We start from the raw sequence: 17684 nt of genomic DNA on the forward strand, positions 1-17684 counted from the left end.
TTGATCTGGAAAAATCACTCTTTGCAACCTTCCCTCTGGCGCTTCCCCCCGAAAGGAATTTCCCCCATGTCTCCCCGCGCTCGGCGGCTCACGGCCACAATCGGCGCCTTCGTCGCCGCCTGTGTGGTCATGCTGTCCGCGTTCGCCGGGAGCGCCGCGGCCAGGCCCTACCCGACGATGCCCGACCGCATCATGTCCATCAAGCTGACCAAGAACTCCGCGGACATGAAGCGGATCGCGGAATACTGGACCCCGGCCAGGCTCAAGGAAGTCCAGAACAACACCCCGGCCATCCCCGAGAGCAAGCCCAGCGGGAGCGCCACCGCCACCGCCACCCCCACGGCCACGCCCTCCGTCTCCCCCACCCCCTCGGCCTCCCCCGTCGCCACGGCGAAGGCCACCCCGCGCCCCAAAACCGTCGCCTCCTCTCCGATCATCAGGCCCACCCTCCCCAAGAAGAGCCTCCCGACCACCGGCAACTCGCCGATAACCGTCGGCAAGGTGTTCTTCCGGATGGGGGACAAGGACTACTGGTGCTCCGCCTCCTCGGTGGCGTCCGCCAACCACAACCTCGTCGCCACGGCCGCGCACTGCGCCTACGACGCCAGGCAGGGCAGGGCCGCCAACTACTGGATCTTCATCCCGGGCTACTCCCAGGGCAAAACCCCCTACGGCATCTACGTCGGACACTCGCTCAACCTGCACGAGGACTTCCCCGGCATGGGCGACTACGACTTCGACTACGCGTTCGTCACCGTGCACGACGGGTTCAGATGGAAGCCGGGCAAGGCGCCGGACACCTACGAGATGGAGGACGTCGGCAGTCTGGAGGACAACGTCGGCGGGCAGGGTCTCGTGATCAACCGCCACGCGGGCATGTACGTCTTCGCCTTCGGCTATCCAGCGGCCCCCCACATCGACGGCAGCAGGCCCTACGACGGGCAGAAGGTTCTGTGGTGCGACGGGCGCACCAAGAGGCAGAACGCCCCCGCCCGGCTGGTCGAGCTGGGCATCGCGCTCCAGTGCGGGTTCACCGCCGGTGCGAGCGGCGGCCCCTGGCTGGTCGGCTACAACCCCTCGACCGGCCTCGGCTATCTCAACGGCGTCAACAGCCTCGCCTGGGACACCGACGTCGACCGCAAGTACGACCAGATCTCCTCGCCGTACTTCACCCGGTGGACCTACGCCGTCTACCAGTGGGCGGAGAAGCAGCGCCCGGCCTAGACACCCGGAAGGCACCTGCCCGGAGGCCGCCAACGACCGGTCCGGCAGGATCGCCGGCCCCAACGGCGAGCCCTGCGAGTAGACCGAACACCCCTTAAATGAGGGCTTCTCCCCTTTGTCCTATTCAGTGGGACCCGGCACACGCCGGGTCCCACACGTGTTTCCAGGGCACCACAGACCTCATCCGGGGACACTTCGGACGCGTTAGACGTGATTCGCGGCAAATCGGTGCCATCGGTTCCATGTGATCTGAGTCACATTAGCCTCGTGACCGAGCGTATCCGTAAACTCACACCACATCGGTCACATACGCAACAGGATCATGCCTATCTGCGGAAATGCCATCCAAAAGCCTCAAGCGCAACAACCGCTCCAAGGCTCGCCAAACATAACGGGAAGGTCTCGGCGGGGCGCACGGTCTCTTTACCCACCAAAGCGGCTTCCGATCCTCAAGATCGGCCCTGTATGTTTCTGGCTATCCCTTTACTGACGCATGGGACGCAAGAAGCGTTCCACATCAGACCAAGGAGTTCCCTTGAAGCGCATCCTCCTCCCCGCCGGCGGCGCCGTTCTCGCCACCGGTCTGCTGGCCGCTGGTCTGGCCGGCACGGCTCACGCCAACCCCGACTGGGCGTACGACACGATGGCCAAGGACGCTCCGGCCGCCGTCGACGTCGCCAAGTTCTGGCTGGCTGCTAACGAGCACACCAACAACCTCGCCAAGGCCACGCCTTACACCTGGGAGACCAAGGCGACCCCGTCGCTGAACGCTGGCGGTGGCTACACCCCCGACGGTAAGCCCGGCACCGTCGCTCCCATCGGCGAGGAGAAGAAGGTCGCCGCCAAGATCAAGAACGTCAACCTGCCGAAGACCATCGGTAAGGTGTTCTTTGTCGACTCCGAGGGCCAGCTGAAGTGGTGCTCCGGCACCTCGGTCCAGTCGAAGTACCGCAACCTGGTCGCCACGGCCGGTCACTGCGTCTACGACGACAAGAAGAACGCCAGCGTTGCGGACAACTGGGCCTTCGTCCCGGCTTACTACCAGGGCAAGGCGCCCTACGGTATCTACGTCGGTAAGACCGCCTACACCCACTACGACTACAGCGTCTTCAACGACCGCGACAAGGACTACGCGTTCGTCACCGTTTACAACGGTGTCCAGGTCGGCGGCGGCACGCCCAAGGTCGTCAGCAAGAAGGACTACGACGCCTTCGCCGGTGCCAAGTTCACCAAGGACGTGGCGATCACCGAGGCCGAGTACCAGAAGTGCAAGGACCTCAACGGCGGCGAGACCTCCGACTGCTGGGCCAAGGCTGACACCATCAAGGACCCGGTGGGCCCGGGCCACCCCGACGCCGTGAAGGTGTACGAGGAGGTCACCAAGGAGGCCTACGACAAGGCCCCCAGTGGTGAGGTCAACGGTGGCAAGGCTGTTGCCAAGAGCGGCGTCCCCGTCAACGTCACCAAGTCCGAGTACGACGCCTACACCGGCCCGGGCTACAAGAAGATTGACGACAAGGGCAACTACACCATCACCCACTACTTCGTCAAGTACTGGGTGAAGAAGACCGACGTCAAGTCCTTCTACAAGACGGTCTTCTACGTCGTCGACGGCTTCATCCAGGACACCGGCCACCTCGGTGAGGTCGTCGGCGGCCAGGGTGTGACCTGGAACCAGAAGACCGGCCAGACCGTGTTCGTCTTCGGCTACCCCGCGGACGCGCACCCCGACGGCAACAAGGCCTACACCGGTGTCACGCCGAAGTACTGCTACGGCAAGACCTCCGGCAAGGTCTACGTCTCCGCCGCCGAGAAGGTCGAGGAGCACATCGGCCTCAAGTGCCCGATGACCCCGGGTGCCGACGGCTCCCCGTGGCTCGTCAAGTACAGCAGCGCCAAGCGTCTCGGCTACCTGAACGGTGTGACCAGCCTGTTCGGTGACCAGGACAAGAACGGCCGTTACGACCTGAGCACCTCGCCGTACTTCGACGGTGAGACCGCGATGATCTACAACAAGGCCGCCGCTGTTTGGTCCGGCTCGATCGTCAAGTAGTCCTGACGATCACCTGAGCTCGGGGGTCCAAACCTCAAGCTCATCTTGCTCCACCTGAGGGGCCCGGCTTCTGCCGGGCTCCTCAGCCCTTCACCGGTGAAAACCAAGAGGGGCCCGGCCATCGCGGCCGGGCCCCTCTTGGTTTTCGGGGTTCTCCCAACGGGGACTCGCAAGGCGCTCAGATGAGCGTGAACCAGACTCAGGCGGTGGGGACGAGGTCCCTGGCCCGCTCGTTCAGCTCCCGCACCGGCGTCTCCGCGGCGAACGGGTCGAGCCTCCGCCACAGCTCGGTCGCGTACGACCGGGTCCGGGCCGACTGCAGCCCCCCGGCCAGCTCCAGGGCCTCACCGGCGACCGTGCAGGCCTGTTCCAGCTCGCCGCACTCGACCAGCCCCGCCGACAGCAGCGACAGGTTGAACATCCGCCCGCGAACGTAGCGCCGGTCCATGTCCAGCGATCGCGTCGCATGCCGTACGGTGCCCGGCCCGTCACCCAGGTCCCGGAAGCAGTGGGCGAACTTGGCCGACAGGTAGGCCTCGTCGAAGTAGGAGATCCAGGCCGGCTCCTCACCGGCCTTGCGCCGGTCGAAGGCCAGCTCGGCCTCGTGCAGGGAGTTTCCGCACGCCGCGCGGTCGTCCATCACGGCATGCGCGTGGGCCTCCAGCACGTGCGCCTCCGCCAGCAGGGCGAAGACGCCGGCCCGGCGGGCCGAGAGCTGGGCGGCCCGGGCCAGGTCGAGGGCGTGCGTGGGCTGACCTATATATATGGCCTGGTGGCTCATCCCGGCGAGGATCTCCCCGCCGAGCCCGTGATCCCCCGCCCCCCTGGCCAGCCGCAACGCCTGAATCAGGTAGCGCTGCGCCAGGCCGTGCTGCTCCAGGTCGTAGGCCATCCACCCGGCCAGCCGGGTCAGCTCGGCCGCGGCGGACGCCAGCGCCTTGCCGGTGCCTTCGTCGTAGGAGCCTTCGCTGAGCAACGGCGCGACCGCCGTGTCCAGATATTTCACGACCGCAGAGCGAATCCTGCCGCCGCCGAACCTGTTGTCCAGTTCCCCGAAGGATCGGGTCACCTCTCGGATGGCGGCGATGTCCGCCCTGCCCACCCGCCGGGTGCCGCTCGCGACGGGGCGGCCCTCCAGGGGAAGGGTCAGCCAGCGCAGAGCTCCGGCGGATCCGGCCCCGATCGCGAAGGTGGAGTCGAGCAGGAACCTGCGTCTCTCGACATCCCCCCGCCATAGTGCTGTCACGGTCGCGACTCCCTCTTGCCAGGTATGGGTGAACTCCTGTCCGAGGCTGAGAGGTGTCGAGACGGCCGGCAGGCCGAGTTCCTCCGAGCTGACCGTTCTGCCGAGCCGGAGTGCGAAGATCTCCGCGAGCAGTCCCGGAACCGGGTCTTTCGGACGCTGGCCGCCTATCCAGCGCAGAACGGAACTATGGTCATACTTCAGACCGGACAGGCCGCGGGTCGCACCGAGGTCGTTAAGCCTGCGGGACAACCCCTTGTACGTGAAGCCCGCTTCAGCGATGAGTCGCTGGAGTGATTGATTGGGCTCGCGCTCCATCGCTCTCCTCACCGTGAGAACCGTCGGGGCGCCGGTGACGCTTCAGGCCCCGCGCGCCCGCATCCGCCCTTCCTGCACACTCTTGCCCGGATAGGTAACGGAGAGCTTTTTTTATAGCACAATCCGTGACCAACTTTTTGAGTTTCCCATACCAAAAACGCCCCTCGCCGATCGGGCGAGGGGCGTCTTCTCAGGCGGGCCTGAAAGGCGGATGGATCTACAGACGGGCGACCCCGTCGGCACGGGCCTGCACGGCGACCGCGGCGGTGACCGCGGGGGCGACGCGCTCGTCGAACGGGCTCGGGATCACGTAGTCGGCGGAGAGGTCGTCGCCGACCACGGCGGCCAGCGCCTCGGCCGCGGCCACCTTCATGTTCTCGGTGATGGTGGAGGCTCGGACGTCGAGCGCCCCCCGGAACACGCCGGGGAAGGCCAGCACGTTGTTGATCTGGTTGGGGAAGTCGGAGCGGCCGGTCGCCACCACCCGGGCGTGCTTCCTGGCGACCTCCGGGTGCACCTCGGGCGTCGGGTTGGACAGCGCGAAGACGATCGCGCCGGGCGCCATCGACGCGATGGCCTGCTCGGACACCGTCGAGCCCGACAGGCCCACGAACACGTCGGCGCCGGCCAGCGCCTCCTCCGTGGAGCCCCGCAGACCGGCCTTGTTGGTGTCGCGCGCCAGGGCCTCCTTCACCGGGTTGAGCCCGTCGCGCCCCTGGTGGATCAGGCCCTTGGAGTCGGAGACCGCGATGTCGCCGATGCCGGCGTTGAGCAGGATGCGGCTGACCGCGACACCGGAGGCTCCCGCCCCGGCGACCACGGCCCTCAGGTCTCCCAGCGAGCGGCCGGTCAGCCTGGCCGCGTTCTTCAGTGCCGCCAGCGCGACGATCGCGGTTCCGTGCTGGTCGTCGTGGAAGACGGGGATGTCCAGAAGCTCGCGCAACCGGTCCTCGACCTCGAAGCAACGAGGCGCGCTGATGTCCTCCAGGTTGATGCCGCCGAAGGAGGGCGCGAGCCGTGCGACGGTTTCGACCAGCGCGTCCACGTCGGTGCAGTCGAGGCAGATCGGCACCGCGTCGACCCCCGCGAACTGCTTGAACAGCAGGGCCTTGCCCTCCATGACCGGCATGGCGGCGGCGGGCCCGATGTCACCGAGGCCGAGCACCGCGGTGCCGTCGGAGACGACGGCGACGACGTTGGAGACCCAGGTGTAGTCGTTGACGAGCTCGGGCTCCTCGGCGATCGCGGTGCAGACCCTGGCCACACCGGGGGTGTAGGCGAGCGCCAGGTCGTCGGCGTTGCGGACCGGGACGGTCGAGCGGATCTCCAGCTTTCCACCGCGGTGCAGGGCGAAGGCCGGATCAAGATCGAGGGCTTCGAGGGAAATGGAGGATGGCGTAACAGCCACAGCGACCCCTGTAGTTCAGTCAGGCAGACGGATTGGTTCCTTCGTAGACACACCGCGGGAAGCGCGGCCCGGCTTCTGTAGCCGCTCGGGGCCTGCTCGCTGGGAGCGGTCGTCCGGAGGGTACGGGGGTCACCCGTCGCTCGATTGTGCCACATGTTGAGACTCCGGCCGATGACACAAGTGGCTTACTTTCGCCGACATAGTGTTCACCTTGTCACACGTGTAATACTCGGACTCCCCACCCATCACTTACATTGACGGATCGCCCGGTGGACTTGACCTCCTACGCCGAGTTGGCTGTGCTGCTCATCAACAGCCCCGACCGACTGACCGGTCTGGAAGGGCTACGCGCTCTCCTTGAGGAGGGCGGCCGCTACCGTCCCGGTTGCCGCATCACCAGGGGTGATCTCGACGCCCTGCGCGACCTGCGCGAAGAGCTCGTCACCGTGTTCGAGGCCGCGGCCTGTGGCAACGAGGACGACGTGGTGGACCGGCTCAACTCGCTGCTGATCCAGCATCCGGTCCAGCCGCAGATCTCCGGCCACGACGGCGAGCGCTGGCACATGCACCTCACCGAGGGCGGCCGGATGGCCGACCAGTACGCCGTGGGCGCGGTGATGGGCCTGGCCACCATCGTCACCGACCTCGGCGTGGACCGGCTCGGCCTCTGCCAGGCGTCGCCCTGCAACAGGGTCTACCTCGACACCTCCTCCAACCGTTCCCGGCGCTACTGCTCCGAGCGGTGCGCCAGCCGGGCGAACGTGGCCGCCTACCGGGCCCGCAAGAAGGTCAACGGCCAGTAGCGCAGCACCACCCGGCCGACCAGCAACGACGGGGGCAAGGCGCCGAAGTCCCAGCTGTCGCGGCGGCCGGAGGCACGCTGGTTGTCGCTCTCCAGCCACCATCCTCCGTCCGCCTCCCAGGCCGCACGCTTGACGATCAGCCGCGACGGATCGGACGGGAGCCGGGCGACGACCAGATCCCCTGCCCTGACCGGTGCGCCGCGCCGTACCCAGAGCCAGTCACCGGGCCGCAACGTGGGCAACATCGAATCTCCTTCGACACGGACCCTCATGGAGCGCAACCCCCTCCCACACGGGTATCCGAAGACGAGTAAGGTCGCTAATGGACCATGCTGAACTCAGCATCAAGGAAGGATTTTCCGATGCTTGCACGACTTCTGCGACCCAAGCACGTCGCGTCCGCGCACTGCGACCTGCCGTGTGGCGTGTACGACCCCGCCCAGGCTCGCATCGAGGCCGAGTCGGTGAAGGCCATCATGGAGAAGTACGCCGGCAACGACGACCCGGTCTTCCGCTCGCGCGCCCTCACCATCAAGGAGGAGCGGGCCGAGCTGGTCAAGCACCACCTGTGGGTGCTGTGGACCGACTACTTCAAGCCCCCGCACCTGGAGACCTACCCTCAGCTGCACCAGCTCTTCTGGGACGCCACCAAGCTGGCCGGGGCCGCCGGGGCCAAGGGCACCGTCGACGTCGCCAAGGCCGACGAGCTCCTGGGCAAGATCGACGAGATCTCCAAGATTTTCTGGGCGACCAAGGCCGCCTGATCCGCGGCGCGGCGCGCGACGTCGCAGTGGATATTGACAGGCCCCGTGTGGCGTATGGCCACATGGGGCCTGACCTGTTCAGATGCCCCATTCACGTGTCTTAGGGTGTTCTTGAGGTGCAAATCGCCCCGATCGCGAGTCCAATCGGGCCAACCACCCTCACGGGGCTGTAGGTTGCAGTCAGCGACTCTGCGAGGAGGAACGTGACCGAACACACCGAGACACCCGCAGTCGGTATGGGCGGGATCCGTGACGTGGTGAGCGTCCGGCTACCGGCCGCGAGTGCCTATCTGTCCGTGCTACGTACGGCGACCGCCGGATTGGCCGCACGGCTGGACTTCACGCTCGACGAGATCGAGGATCTGAGGATCGCCGTCGACGAGGCGTGCGCGATGTTGCTGACCCAGGCCGTTCCCGGGACCGACCTGACGGCCGAGTTCGAGCTCACCGGGCAGCTAATGCAGGTCCGGGTCGAGGTCAACACGGTCGGCAGTTCCGCGCCGAAACGCGACGACTTCGCGTGGATGGTGCTCACCGCCCTGGCTGACGACGTGGATGCCGTAACCGACTCCCCCGACCGCATGGCGATCGTGCTACGCAAGCGCCGAGGCGCAGCGAGGCCGGCGTGACGGAAAGGACTCGTGCCATGGCCGCCAGCGACCACGCGGTGCCCGACCGGGTGCGTGCGCGCCTGCTCTTCGCGGAACTGGCGGAGTTGACCCCCGACGACTCACGGCGCCAGCGTATCCGTGACGAGCTCGTGGAGCTCCATCTCCCCCTGGTGGAGTATCTCGCCCGCCGGTTCCGTAATCGGGGCGAATGGCTCGACGACCTCACCCAGGTCGCCACCATCGGCCTGATCAAGTCGATCGACCGCTTCGATCTCGGCCGGGGTGTGGAGTTCTCCACCTACGCCACCCCGACGATCGTGGGCGAGATCAAGCGGCATTTTCGCGACAAGGGCTGGGCGGTTCGTGTGCCGCGCCGCCTGCAGGAGCTCAAGCTCTCGCTCACCAAGGCGATCAGCGAGCTCTCGCAACGTGAGGGGCGTGCGCCCACCGTCGCCGAGCTCGCCGCGTTCCTGAAGATGACCGAGGAGGAGGTGCTCGAAGGGCTGGAGTCGGCCAACGCCTACTCCACGGTCTCCCTCGACGCGCCCGACTCCGGTGACGACGACGCGCCCGCGGTGGCCGACTCCCTCGGCATCGTGGACGACTCCCTTGAGGGCGTCGAATACCGCGAGTCGCTCAAGCCGCTGCTCGAACGGCTCCCGCCGCGCGAGAAGCGGATCCTGCTCCTGCGGTTCTTCGGCAACATGACCCAGTCACAGATCGCCACCGAGCTCGGCATCTCCCAGATGCACGTCTCACGGCTGCTGGCCAGAACTTTGGCCCAGCTCCGCGAGGGGCTGACCGCGGAGGATTAGGCCCTGTCCTGGTCCCCGTAGAGAGCCTGGGTCGTCGGCGGGGACAGCAACGCGACCAGTCCGACCACTGCCACGGCGATCAGCGGAATGCCGATGGTCTGCTGGTCGGACTGGACCAGCGTGATGCCGACCACGACGGCGAAGATCTGCGCCAGCACGCCCAGGCTCCGTGTCCAGCGCTCGACGCGAAGCATGCCCCAGCCCACCCAGAGCAGGACCGCGCCGACGAGGATCCCGAACCCGGCGACGAAGATCGAGCTCGTCACGTCGGAGGGTTCGCCGATCACGGTTTCGACTCCGACGTAACCGCCGAGCAACAGGGTGGTAAAGCCTTCCACGGCCATGACGGCGGCGGCGACGGTGAGGGTCAGCGGGCGGTTCGACACAACCCAACCCTATCGCCGGGGCCTCTCCCCTCGCTTTTCGCGGCTCTGATGCCGTTTTCGGCGGATACGCTGGCAATATGCGCGCGATGCTCCTGGTGAATCCCAAGGCGACGACGACCAATCAGCGGACGCGGGACGTGCTCATCAGGGCCTTGAGCGCGACCATGAACCTGACCGTCGAGGAGACCGCCTACCGGGGCCACGCGGCCCAGCTCTCCCGAAAGGCCCACGCCTCCGGGTATGACGTGGTGGCCGTGCTCGGCGGCGACGGCACCATCAACGAGACCGTGAACGGCCTGCTCGACGCCGACGAAAGCGAGGGCGGGAGGGCCGGGACCGCGGCGGACCGGCCGGCGCTGCTGGTGATCCCCGGCGGGAGCGCGAACGTGTTCGCCCGGGCGCTCGGGCTGCCGAACGACCCGGTCGAGGCGGCCGGTGCGGTGCTTGAGGCGCTCCGCGACGACCGGCGCCGGGCCGTCGGGCTCGGCCAGGCCCTATGGAACGACGAAAGCCGATATTTCACTTTCTGTAGCGGCCTGGGGTATGACGCCGAGGTGATCCGAGCGGTCGAAGGAATGCGCGGCACCGGCCGCAAGGCCACCCCCGCGCGCTATGTGAACACCGCGTTGCGTCACTATCTCTCGACCGACAAACGCCACCCCGCCATGACCGTCGAGGGCCCGGATCTGCCGTCGACCGGCGACATCTTCATGGCGATCGTCTCCAACACCTCACCCTGGACCTACGTGGGCCCCCAGCCGGTCTCCCCGACCCCGTGGGCGAGCTTCGAGACCGGTCTCGACATGCTGGGGCTCCAGCGCCTGGGCCTGCCCTCGATGCTCAGCCTCCTCCCCCAGATCATCGGGGAGCGCGACGCCCTGCCCACCGGCCGCCATCTGGTCCAGTTCCATGACGAGAGGGAGTTCACGCTGCACGCCGAACGGCCCGTGGCGTTCCAGCTCGACGGCGACTACCTGGGAGAAGTGGAGCGCGTAACGTACCGGTCTATCCCGGACGTGTTACAAGTTCTGGTCTAGATAGTTACATGCGGTCATCATGTGACGCATCCGACATGCATATACGGCAAAACGTTCTCCCAAACCTCTTGCGTGTACGGAACGTGGCTGACAATCTCAACATTGACGTCGGAACGTAGGACCTTTGAGCGCAACATCGCTCCCAGGCCACTGACGATCAAGCGAACAGTCCCGAACCGAACAAGGATCGGGTAATTGTTCGCGCTGGTTAGTGAAAGTCTTCACAAAGTAAGCCGACGGAGCCGCAGCAAGGGCTCCTCTTACGAAGGAGTGGACGCATGGACTGGCGCCACCGCGCTGCCTGCCGTGACGTGGACCCCGAGCTGTTCTTCCCGATCGGCAACACCGGCCCCGCCCTGATGCAGATCGAAGAGGCCAAGCAGGTCTGCCGTACGTGCACCGTCAGTGAAGCCTGCCTGCAGTGGGCCCTCGAATCCGGCCAGGACGCCGGTGTCTGGGGCGGTCTGAGCGAGGACGAGCGCCGCGCCTTCAAGCGCCGCACGGCCCGCGCCCGCGCCCGCGCCAGCGTCTGACCTCCGAAGACCTCCCCCTCCCCGGTCCGGCTCAGACCGCGGGGAGGGGAATGCTCAAGGTGACCTCGGTGCCGCCTCCCCGCCGGGGTTCGATGGCCAGCCGCCCGGACAGCTCTCCGACCACCAGCGTGCGGACGATCTGCAGGCCGAGACTGGTGGACGAGTCCAGGTCGAAGTCACTGGGCAGGCCGCTTCCGTCGTCGGACACGATCACGTCCAGCCGGTCGGTCCCCCGCGACACGATCACCTGAAGCCTTCCCGGCCGGTGCGCCAGCCCGTGCTGGACCGCGTTCTGCAGCAGCTCGGTGAGGACCATCGCCAGCGGCGTCGCGATCTCCGAGCGCAGCACCCCGAACGTCCCGACGCGGCGCGGCACGACCTGCGCCTCCGGAGCCGCTACCTCACCCGTCATCGCGATCACGCGGTCGGCGATGTCGTCGAAGTCCACCTGCTCCTCGGGCGTGTGGGACAGGGTCTCGTGCACGATCGCGATCGACCCGACCCTGCGCACCGCCTCCTCAAGCGCCTCCCGCCCCTCCGGCACCTGCAGGCGCCTGGCCTGCAGCCGGAGCAGCGCGGCCACCGTCTGCAGGTTGTTCTTCACCCGGTGGTGGATCTCCCTGATGGTGGCGTCCTTGGTCATCAGTTCCCGCTCGCGGCGCCGCAGCTCGGTCACGTCCCGGATGAGCACCAGCGCGCCGATCCTCCCGCCCCCGACGACCAGCGGGATCGCCCGCAGCTGGACGACCGTGCCACCCGCCTCGACCTCGGTCTCCCGGGGCTCCCGGCCGCTGGCCACGATCATCAGGTTCTCGTTGATGGGCTCGTCCGAATAGCAGAGGGTGGCGGTGGTACGGCCCAGCTCGGCGCCGACCAGGTCGGCGTTGAGGCCCAGCCGTCGATAGGCCGACAGGGCGTTCGGCGAGGCGTAGGTGACCCGTCCCGCGCGGTCCAGGCGGAGCAGCCCGTCACCCACCCGCGGCGAGCGGACCAGGATCGGCTCGGCGCCGGAGAACGGGAACCGGCCTTCGGCCACCATCTGGGCCAGGTCCGAGGCGCTCTGCAGGTAGGTGAGCTCCAGTCTTGAAGGAGTGCGCGCGGAGGACAGGTTCGTCGAACGCTGGATCACGCCCAGGAAGTGGTCCGCCCGCCGTACCGGGATGGTCTCCTCCCGCACCGGGACCCCGCTCGACCAGTCGGGATCGCCTTCGCGGCAGATCCGCCGCTCGTTCCATGCGGTGTCGATGAGCGCCCGCTCGCCCTTGGCCACGATCGTCCCGACGATGTCGTCGTGATAGACGGTGGGCCCCGTGGTGGGCCGCATCTGCGCGATCGAGATCCATCCCGTGCCGTCCCGGAGCGGGATCCACAGGATGAGATCGGCAAAGGACAGGTCCGCCAGGAGCTGCCAGTCGGAGACCAGCGAGTGCATCCACTCGAGGTCGGCATCGTCGAGCGCGGTGTGACGAACCGCCAGGTCACTAAGAGTCGGCACGTGTGCATCATGCGTTCTTTGCCAGCCCGAACGCGAATCGGGCGAACTCGGCTGGGACAATGCCCCCTATGGAACAGACCCCGGATCCGCTGGCACGATTCCGTTCGGAGGCGGCCACTCGGCAGGCGGCGGGGCTGAAACGGACCCTGCGCGCCCGCACCCCGGATGACGACGGCCTGATCGACCTGGCCTCCAACGACTATCTCGGACTGGCCAGGGACGACCGGCTGGCCGATGCCGCGACGGCGGCCACCCGAACCTGGGGCACCGGCTCCACCGGCTCTCGCCTGGTGACCGGCTCCACCGCGCTCCACGCCGAGCTGGAGGCGCGGTTGTGCGCCTTCACCCGAGCGGAGAGCGCGCTGGTGTTCTCCTCCGGATACCTGGCCAACCTGGCGGCCGTGGCGGCCCTGGGCAAGGGCGCGCTGGTGGTCTCCGAGGCGGGCAACCACGCGTCCATCGTGGACGCCTGCAGGCTGTCACGTTCCCGTGTGGTGGTCACCCCGCACAAGGACGTGGTGGCCGTGGAGAAGGCCCTGGCCGACCGGAGCGAGGAGCACGCCGTCGTGGTCACCGACGCGGTCTTCTCCGTGGACGGAGATCTGGCGCCGCTCGCCGAACTGCACGCGGCAGCCGTACGGCAGGGCGCGCTGCTGATCGTGGACGAGGCCCACTCGATCGGCGTCATCGGCCCCGGCGGGCAGGGAGCGGTGCACGCCGCCGGCCTCGCGGCCGAGCCGCACATTGTGAGAACGATCACACTCTCCAAGTCCCTGGGATCCCAGGGCGGGGCCGTGCTCGGGGCCCCGGAGATAGTTGAAACCCTGATAGACACGGGCCGCTCGTTCATCTTCGACACCGGCCTGGCTCCGGGGAGCGTGGCTGCGGCACTCGCCGCTGTGGATATCCTTCAAAACCAGCCCGAACTGCCCGTATTCGTGCGAACCAGAGCGAAGGAGCTGGCCGCGATGGCCCGCGAACTCGGTCTGGAGACCAACGACCCGGCGGGTGCGGTCGTCCCAATCGTGCTCGGCCCACCCGAGACCGCACTTCGGGCCGCCGCCATCTGTGCGGAACACGGAGTGCGCGCCGGATGCTTCCGGCCGCCCTCGGTGCCGGTCGGCCGCTCTTGTCTGCGGTTGACCGCGCGGGCCAATCTGAGTTCCGATGATCTAGCGGTGATCAGGGGTGCGCTCACCGCCGTGGCCGAGATGATGAAGGTGACCGTGTGAGTGAGCGAAGCGAGCGGGCCGGCAGGTGCGGCGCCTGCGGCCAGGCCGGTCCCGAGCCGTTAGGTGAGGTGCGGGCGTGACAGACGACTCCCCCAGGATTCCGAAGTACTACGACGTCAAGCGCAGCCTGCTCGCGCTCACCAAGAGCCTGGCCGCGGGCAGCGCGCTGCCACCCGAGCGGACCCTCGCGATCCGCTTCGAGACGTCGCGGACCACCGTGCGCCAGGCCCTCTCCGAGCTGGTGGTCGAGGGGCGCCTGGTGCGCATCCAGGGCAAGGGGACATTCGTCGCGCACCCCAAGGTCGCTCAGGTCCTCCAGCTGACCTCGTACACCGGCGACCTGCGCACCGTCGGTCTCGAACCCGACACCAAGATCCTCGACATCAGCTACATCACCGCCGACGAGGCCCTGGCCCGCCGCCTGGCGATCAACCCGGGCGGGCGGGTGCTCCGCATCCACCGGCTGCGCCTGGCCAACGGCGAACCGATGTCGATCGACACCACCCACTTGTCGGCCCGGCGCTTCCCCAGGCTCCGGCGCGAGCTGGAGGTGCACTCCTCGCTGTACGAAACGCTGCACAACGCCTACAACGTGCGGCTGACCGACGCCGAGGAGATCATCGAGACCGTGCTGGCCACGCCGTACGACGCGCAGGTGCTGAGCGTCGACGTCGGCCTGCCGATGCTCCTGCTCACCCGGCACGCCTTCGACGCCGACGGCAACCCGGTGGAGTGGGCCCAGTCTCTCTACCGCGGCGACCGCTACAAGTTCGTCACCCGGTTGCGCCGCCCCTGACCTTCCCCCTCCACCCCTGTCCGGGTCCCCTCGAAAAGCCAGGGCCGCCTAAGGTGAGGGGGGTGAGCATCCTCGTGGTCACCGGGACCGACACCGGAGTGGGCAAGACGATCGTCACCGCGGCGGTGGCCTCCCTCGCGAGGCAGCGGGGCTCCTCGGTCGCGGTGGTGAAGCCCGCACAGACCGGAGTGGGCGAAACCGAACCCGGAGACCTGGACGACGTCATCCGGCTCTCCGGGGTGACGACCACGTTCGAGTTCTCCAGATTCCCCGATCCGCTGGCCCCGGCGGCGGCCGCCCGTGTGATGGGCCTGCCGCAGGTCTCCCTCGACCAGGCGGCGGCCCGGATCAAGGAGCTGGCCGAGTCGCACCGGCTGGTGCTCGTCGAGGGAGCGGGCGGCCTGCTCGTCCGCTTCGACGAGGAGGGAGGAACCCTGGCCGACCTGGCCCGGATGCTCTCCGCTCCGGTGCTCCTGGTGGTCCGGGCGGCGCTGGGCACGCTCAACCACACGGCGCTGACGCTGGAGGCGATGGCCCACCGCGGCCTGGAGCCGGCCGGAGTGGTGATCGGATCCTGGCCCGCCGAACCCGGCCTGGCCGAGCGGTGCAACGTGGCCGATCTGGAGATGCTGGCCGCCAGGCCGCTGACGGGCGCGCTCCCCGAGGGAGCGGGGAACCTCGACCGGGAAACCTTCGCCCGCACGGCCCACGCGGGCCTGGGCCCGGCTCTGGGCGGCGGGTTCGACCCCGCCGCTTTTCGCACCACCTTTAGGCTTCTGCCGTAAACGACGGACGCAGAGTGGAGCAGCATGAGCGACATCCTCGAAATCGCCCGCGCGCAGGTTCTGGAAGAGGGCCGGGGACTCGACGCCGCACAGGCCCTGCGGTGCCTGGAACTGCCCGATGACCGCCTCCCGGACCTGCTGGCGCTCGCGCACGAGGTTCGGATGAAGTGGTGCGGCCCCGAGGTGGAGGTCGAGGGAATCATCTCCCTCAAGACCGGCGGCTGCCCCGAAGACTGTCACTTCTGCTCCCAGTCGGGGCAGTTCTCCTCCCCGGTCCGCGCGGCCTGGCTGGACATCCCGTCCCTGGTCCAGGCCGCCGAGGAGACCGCGCGGACCGGCGCGACCGAGTTCTGCATCGTGGCCGCCGTGCGCGGGCCCGACCGGCGGCTGATGGACCAGGTCCGCGAGGGCGTGAAGGCGATCCGGGAGGCGGTGGACATCAACGTCGCCTGCTCGCTGGGCATGCTCACCCAGGACCAGGTCGACGAGCTGGCCGAGATCGGCGTGCACCGCTACAACCACAACCTGGAGACCGCGAGGTCGCACTTCACGAAGGTCGTCACCACCCACACGTGGGAGGAGCGCTGGGACACCTGCCTGATGGTGCGCGAGGCCGGGATGGAGCTGTGCTGCGGGGGCATCGTGGGCATGGGCGAGAGTCTGGAGCAGCGCGCGGAGTTCGCCGGGCAGCTCGGCGAGTTGCAGCCCGACGAGGTCCCGCTGAACTTCCTCAACCCGCGCCCCGGCACCCCCTTCGAGTCGTTCCCGCTCCTCACGGGCTCCGAAGCGCTCAAGACGATCGCCGCCTTCCGGCTCGCGCTGCCGCGCACGATCCTGCGCTACGCCGGTGGCCGCGAGCTGACCCTGGGCGACCTGGGCACCCGCGACGGCATGCTCGGCGGGATCAACGCGATCATCGTGGGCAACTACCTGACCACCCTCGGGCGCACCGCCGAGGCGGACCTCGGGCTGCTGGCGGACCTGAAGATGCCGATCAAGGCGCTCTCCGACACGCTCTGAACTCTCCGACACGCGTCGGACGGAGCAATACCATGACGCGCCGCGAACAGGCGTTCATGATGTGAGCATGGCCAAGGCGATCGAACAGCCCGTTCCCGGTATCACCATCGGGCATGCGCTCCTCGCGCGTTCCGACGGTGTTCCCCAGCCCGTCGACAAGCTCGTTCACGACGGCGACACGATCAACATCGCCGCCGACGGAAACTTCGGCGTGCGCCTGCTCGGCGTGGACGCCCCCGAGGTCAGCTTCGAGCTGCCGCGCAATCCCAACCTCCCCGACCTCCCCAAGGGCTTCGTCAAGATTTCCCACCCGGCCTGGACCGACTTCCTGGCCGACCCCTTCGCTCCGGGTTTCGAGCCGCTGCGGCTGCGCGCCGCACTCCATGACCACCTCCTGGGCAAGCTGGACGCGACCACCGCGCGCAACCACGCGGAGCACGGGGGACCTCCGGCCCAGGCACTCAAGGAGATGATCACCTCCGACATCGCCGAGCAGGGTCTGAGCGGCGAGACCTTCAAGTTCCGGCTGGCCTTCGCGCACGAGGTCCTCGACCGGTACGGCCGGTTGCTCTGCTACGTCAACCGGGACCAGAAGCTCAAGCCCAGGCCCGCGCCGTACAACGAGCGGCTGCTCGCCGGCGGGCATGCCATGCCCTACTTCATCTGGCCCAACGTCGATCCCTTCGTCCGGCAGGAGAACCGGGTGGCGCAGGCCGTACCGGCTCCCGGCTCGGCCCGCACCCTGGCCGAGGCAGGCGCGCTGGGTCAGGCCCGCGAGTCGGTACGGCGGGCACGCCAGGCCGGTCTCGGCGTCTGGAACCCCGCCGACCCCCTGCGGCTGCACGCCTTCGAGCTGCGCTTCCTGGCCGGTCGCCGGGCACCCGACCGGTATGTCCTCGACCTGTCCGACAGTTCCTCGGAACTGCTCCACCCGCAGAGCTATCACCGGGTCCCGAACCCGGAAGACCGCCTGTTCGTCAACGCCGAACACGCACCCCTGTGGGCCGAGAAGGGCTGGTCGGTCCCACCGCTCTAGGCGCAGCCGTCCAGACGGCGACTGCGATCACCGCCGCGGACCGGCGGCGAGGCGGGCCGTTCGATCATGTGATCGGCGGGCACACCGCTTCGCCGCCAAACGGCCGCAATACGTGGTGAGAGCGT

Annotated in this window: 18 protein-coding genes; 13 read left to right on the forward strand and 5 right to left on the reverse strand. The window is 68.0% G+C overall.

The window, feature by feature from the left end; all coding sequences use genetic code 11:
• Positions 1-66 precede the first annotated feature (66 nt).
• Complete coding sequence (locus ACFY2X_RS41195; protein WP_389948881.1) at positions 67-1224, forward strand: trypsin-like serine peptidase; 1158 nt, start codon at positions 67-69, stop codon at positions 1222-1224.
• 535 nt (positions 1225-1759) lie between these two features.
• Positions 1760-3277, forward strand: a complete 1518-nt coding sequence (locus ACFY2X_RS41200; RefSeq protein WP_389948883.1) for a hypothetical protein — start codon at positions 1760-1762, stop codon at positions 3275-3277.
• Positions 3278-3476: 199 nt separating this feature from the next.
• Here ACFY2X_RS41200 and ACFY2X_RS41205 read toward each other — a convergent pair whose 3' ends face one another.
• Complete coding sequence (locus tag ACFY2X_RS41205; RefSeq protein WP_389948886.1) at positions 3477-4838, reverse strand: hypothetical protein; 1362 nt, start codon at positions 4836-4838, stop codon at positions 3477-3479.
• 217 nt (positions 4839-5055) lie between these two features.
• Positions 5056-6246: an NADP-dependent malic enzyme gene (locus ACFY2X_RS41210; RefSeq protein WP_389948888.1), complete on the reverse strand. Its 1191-nt coding sequence runs from the start codon at positions 6244-6246 to the stop codon at positions 5056-5058.
• Between the two features lie 269 nt (positions 6247-6515).
• Here ACFY2X_RS41210 and ACFY2X_RS41215 point away from each other — a divergent pair, with 269 nt between their 5' ends.
• Positions 6516-7049: a CGNR zinc finger domain-containing protein gene (locus tag ACFY2X_RS41215; RefSeq protein WP_389948891.1), complete on the forward strand. Its 534-nt coding sequence runs from the start codon at positions 6516-6518 to the stop codon at positions 7047-7049.
• Here the strand turns inward: ACFY2X_RS41215 and sodX are convergent.
• Positions 7016-7321, reverse strand: coding sequence for a nickel-type superoxide dismutase maturation protease (gene sodX, locus ACFY2X_RS41220; protein ID WP_389948894.1), 306 nt, complete (start codon positions 7319-7321; stop codon positions 7016-7018). The genes ACFY2X_RS41215 and sodX overlap by 34 nt on opposite strands.
• A 90-nt stretch (positions 7322-7411) precedes the next feature.
• Here sodX and sodN point away from each other — a divergent pair, with 90 nt between their 5' ends.
• The 3 genes from sodN (at position 7412) to ACFY2X_RS41235 (ending at position 9239) form a co-directional block, all read left to right on the forward strand.
• Entirely contained in the window at positions 7412-7813 is a 402-nt protein-coding gene (gene sodN / locus ACFY2X_RS41225) for a superoxide dismutase, Ni (RefSeq protein ID WP_389948896.1), read from the forward strand.
• Positions 7814-8016: 203 nt separating this feature from the next.
• A complete protein-coding gene (locus ACFY2X_RS41230) occupies positions 8017-8442 on the forward strand; it encodes an anti-sigma factor (protein WP_389948898.1) in 426 nt (141 codons plus the stop codon).
• A 17-nt stretch (positions 8443-8459) separates the two neighbouring features.
• The gene (locus ACFY2X_RS41235) at positions 8460-9239 is read left to right on the forward strand and encodes an RNA polymerase sigma factor SigF (RefSeq protein ID WP_389948901.1); all 780 of its coding nucleotides are present in this window, start codon (positions 8460-8462) and stop codon (positions 9237-9239) included.
• Here ACFY2X_RS41235 and ACFY2X_RS41240 read toward each other — a convergent pair.
• Positions 9236-9625, reverse strand: a complete 390-nt coding sequence (locus tag ACFY2X_RS41240) for a hypothetical protein (protein ID WP_389948903.1) — start codon at positions 9623-9625, stop codon at positions 9236-9238. The two genes, ACFY2X_RS41235 and ACFY2X_RS41240, sit on opposite strands and share 4 nt — an antisense overlap.
• 77 nt (positions 9626-9702) lie before the next feature.
• Here ACFY2X_RS41240 and ACFY2X_RS41245 point away from each other — a divergent pair, with 77 nt between their 5' ends.
• Positions 9703-10662: a diacylglycerol/lipid kinase family protein gene (locus ACFY2X_RS41245; protein WP_389948905.1), complete on the forward strand. Its 960-nt coding sequence runs from the start codon at positions 9703-9705 to the stop codon at positions 10660-10662.
• 278 nt (positions 10663-10940) lie between these two features.
• Positions 10941-11195 carry a WhiB family transcriptional regulator gene (locus ACFY2X_RS41250; protein ID WP_389948907.1) on the forward strand — a complete coding sequence of 85 codons (255 nt, stop codon included), beginning with the start codon at positions 10941-10943 and terminating at the stop codon, positions 11193-11195.
• A 31-nt stretch (positions 11196-11226) separates the two neighbouring features.
• Here ACFY2X_RS41250 and ACFY2X_RS41255 read toward each other — a convergent pair whose 3' ends face one another.
• Complete coding sequence (locus ACFY2X_RS41255; protein WP_389948910.1) at positions 11227-12690, reverse strand: sensor histidine kinase; 1464 nt, start codon at positions 12688-12690, stop codon at positions 11227-11229.
• A gap of 59 nt (positions 12691-12749) precedes the next feature.
• Between ACFY2X_RS41255 and ACFY2X_RS41260 the strand changes: the two genes are divergently transcribed.
• The 5 genes from ACFY2X_RS41260 to ACFY2X_RS41280 all read left to right on the forward strand — a co-directional run bounded on the left by ACFY2X_RS41260 (position 12750) and on the right by ACFY2X_RS41280 (position 17559).
• Positions 12750-13922 carry an 8-amino-7-oxononanoate synthase gene (locus ACFY2X_RS41260; protein WP_389948913.1) on the forward strand — a complete coding sequence of 391 codons (1173 nt, stop codon included), beginning with the start codon at positions 12750-12752 and terminating at the stop codon, positions 13920-13922.
• A gap of 76 nt (positions 13923-13998) precedes the next feature.
• Positions 13999-14718 carry a GntR family transcriptional regulator gene (locus tag ACFY2X_RS41265; RefSeq protein ID WP_389948917.1) on the forward strand — a complete coding sequence of 240 codons (720 nt, stop codon included), beginning with the start codon at positions 13999-14001 and terminating at the stop codon, positions 14716-14718.
• A 62-nt stretch (positions 14719-14780) separates the two neighbouring features.
• Complete coding sequence (bioD, locus tag ACFY2X_RS41270; protein WP_389948920.1) at positions 14781-15503, forward strand: dethiobiotin synthase; 723 nt, start codon at positions 14781-14783, stop codon at positions 15501-15503.
• Between the two features lie 24 nt (positions 15504-15527).
• The gene (bioB, locus tag ACFY2X_RS41275; RefSeq protein WP_389948922.1) at positions 15528-16523 is read left to right on the forward strand and encodes a biotin synthase BioB; all 996 of its coding nucleotides are present in this window, start codon (positions 15528-15530) and stop codon (positions 16521-16523) included.
• 67 nt (positions 16524-16590) lie between these two features.
• Positions 16591-17559, forward strand: coding sequence for a thermonuclease family protein (locus ACFY2X_RS41280; protein WP_389948923.1), 969 nt, complete (start codon positions 16591-16593; stop codon positions 17557-17559).
• Positions 17560-17684: the final 125 nt, after the last annotated feature.

The organism is Streptosporangium sp. NPDC000396, assembly GCF_042898655.1.
GTDB lineage: Bacteria > Actinomycetota > Actinomycetes > Streptosporangiales > Streptosporangiaceae > Streptosporangium.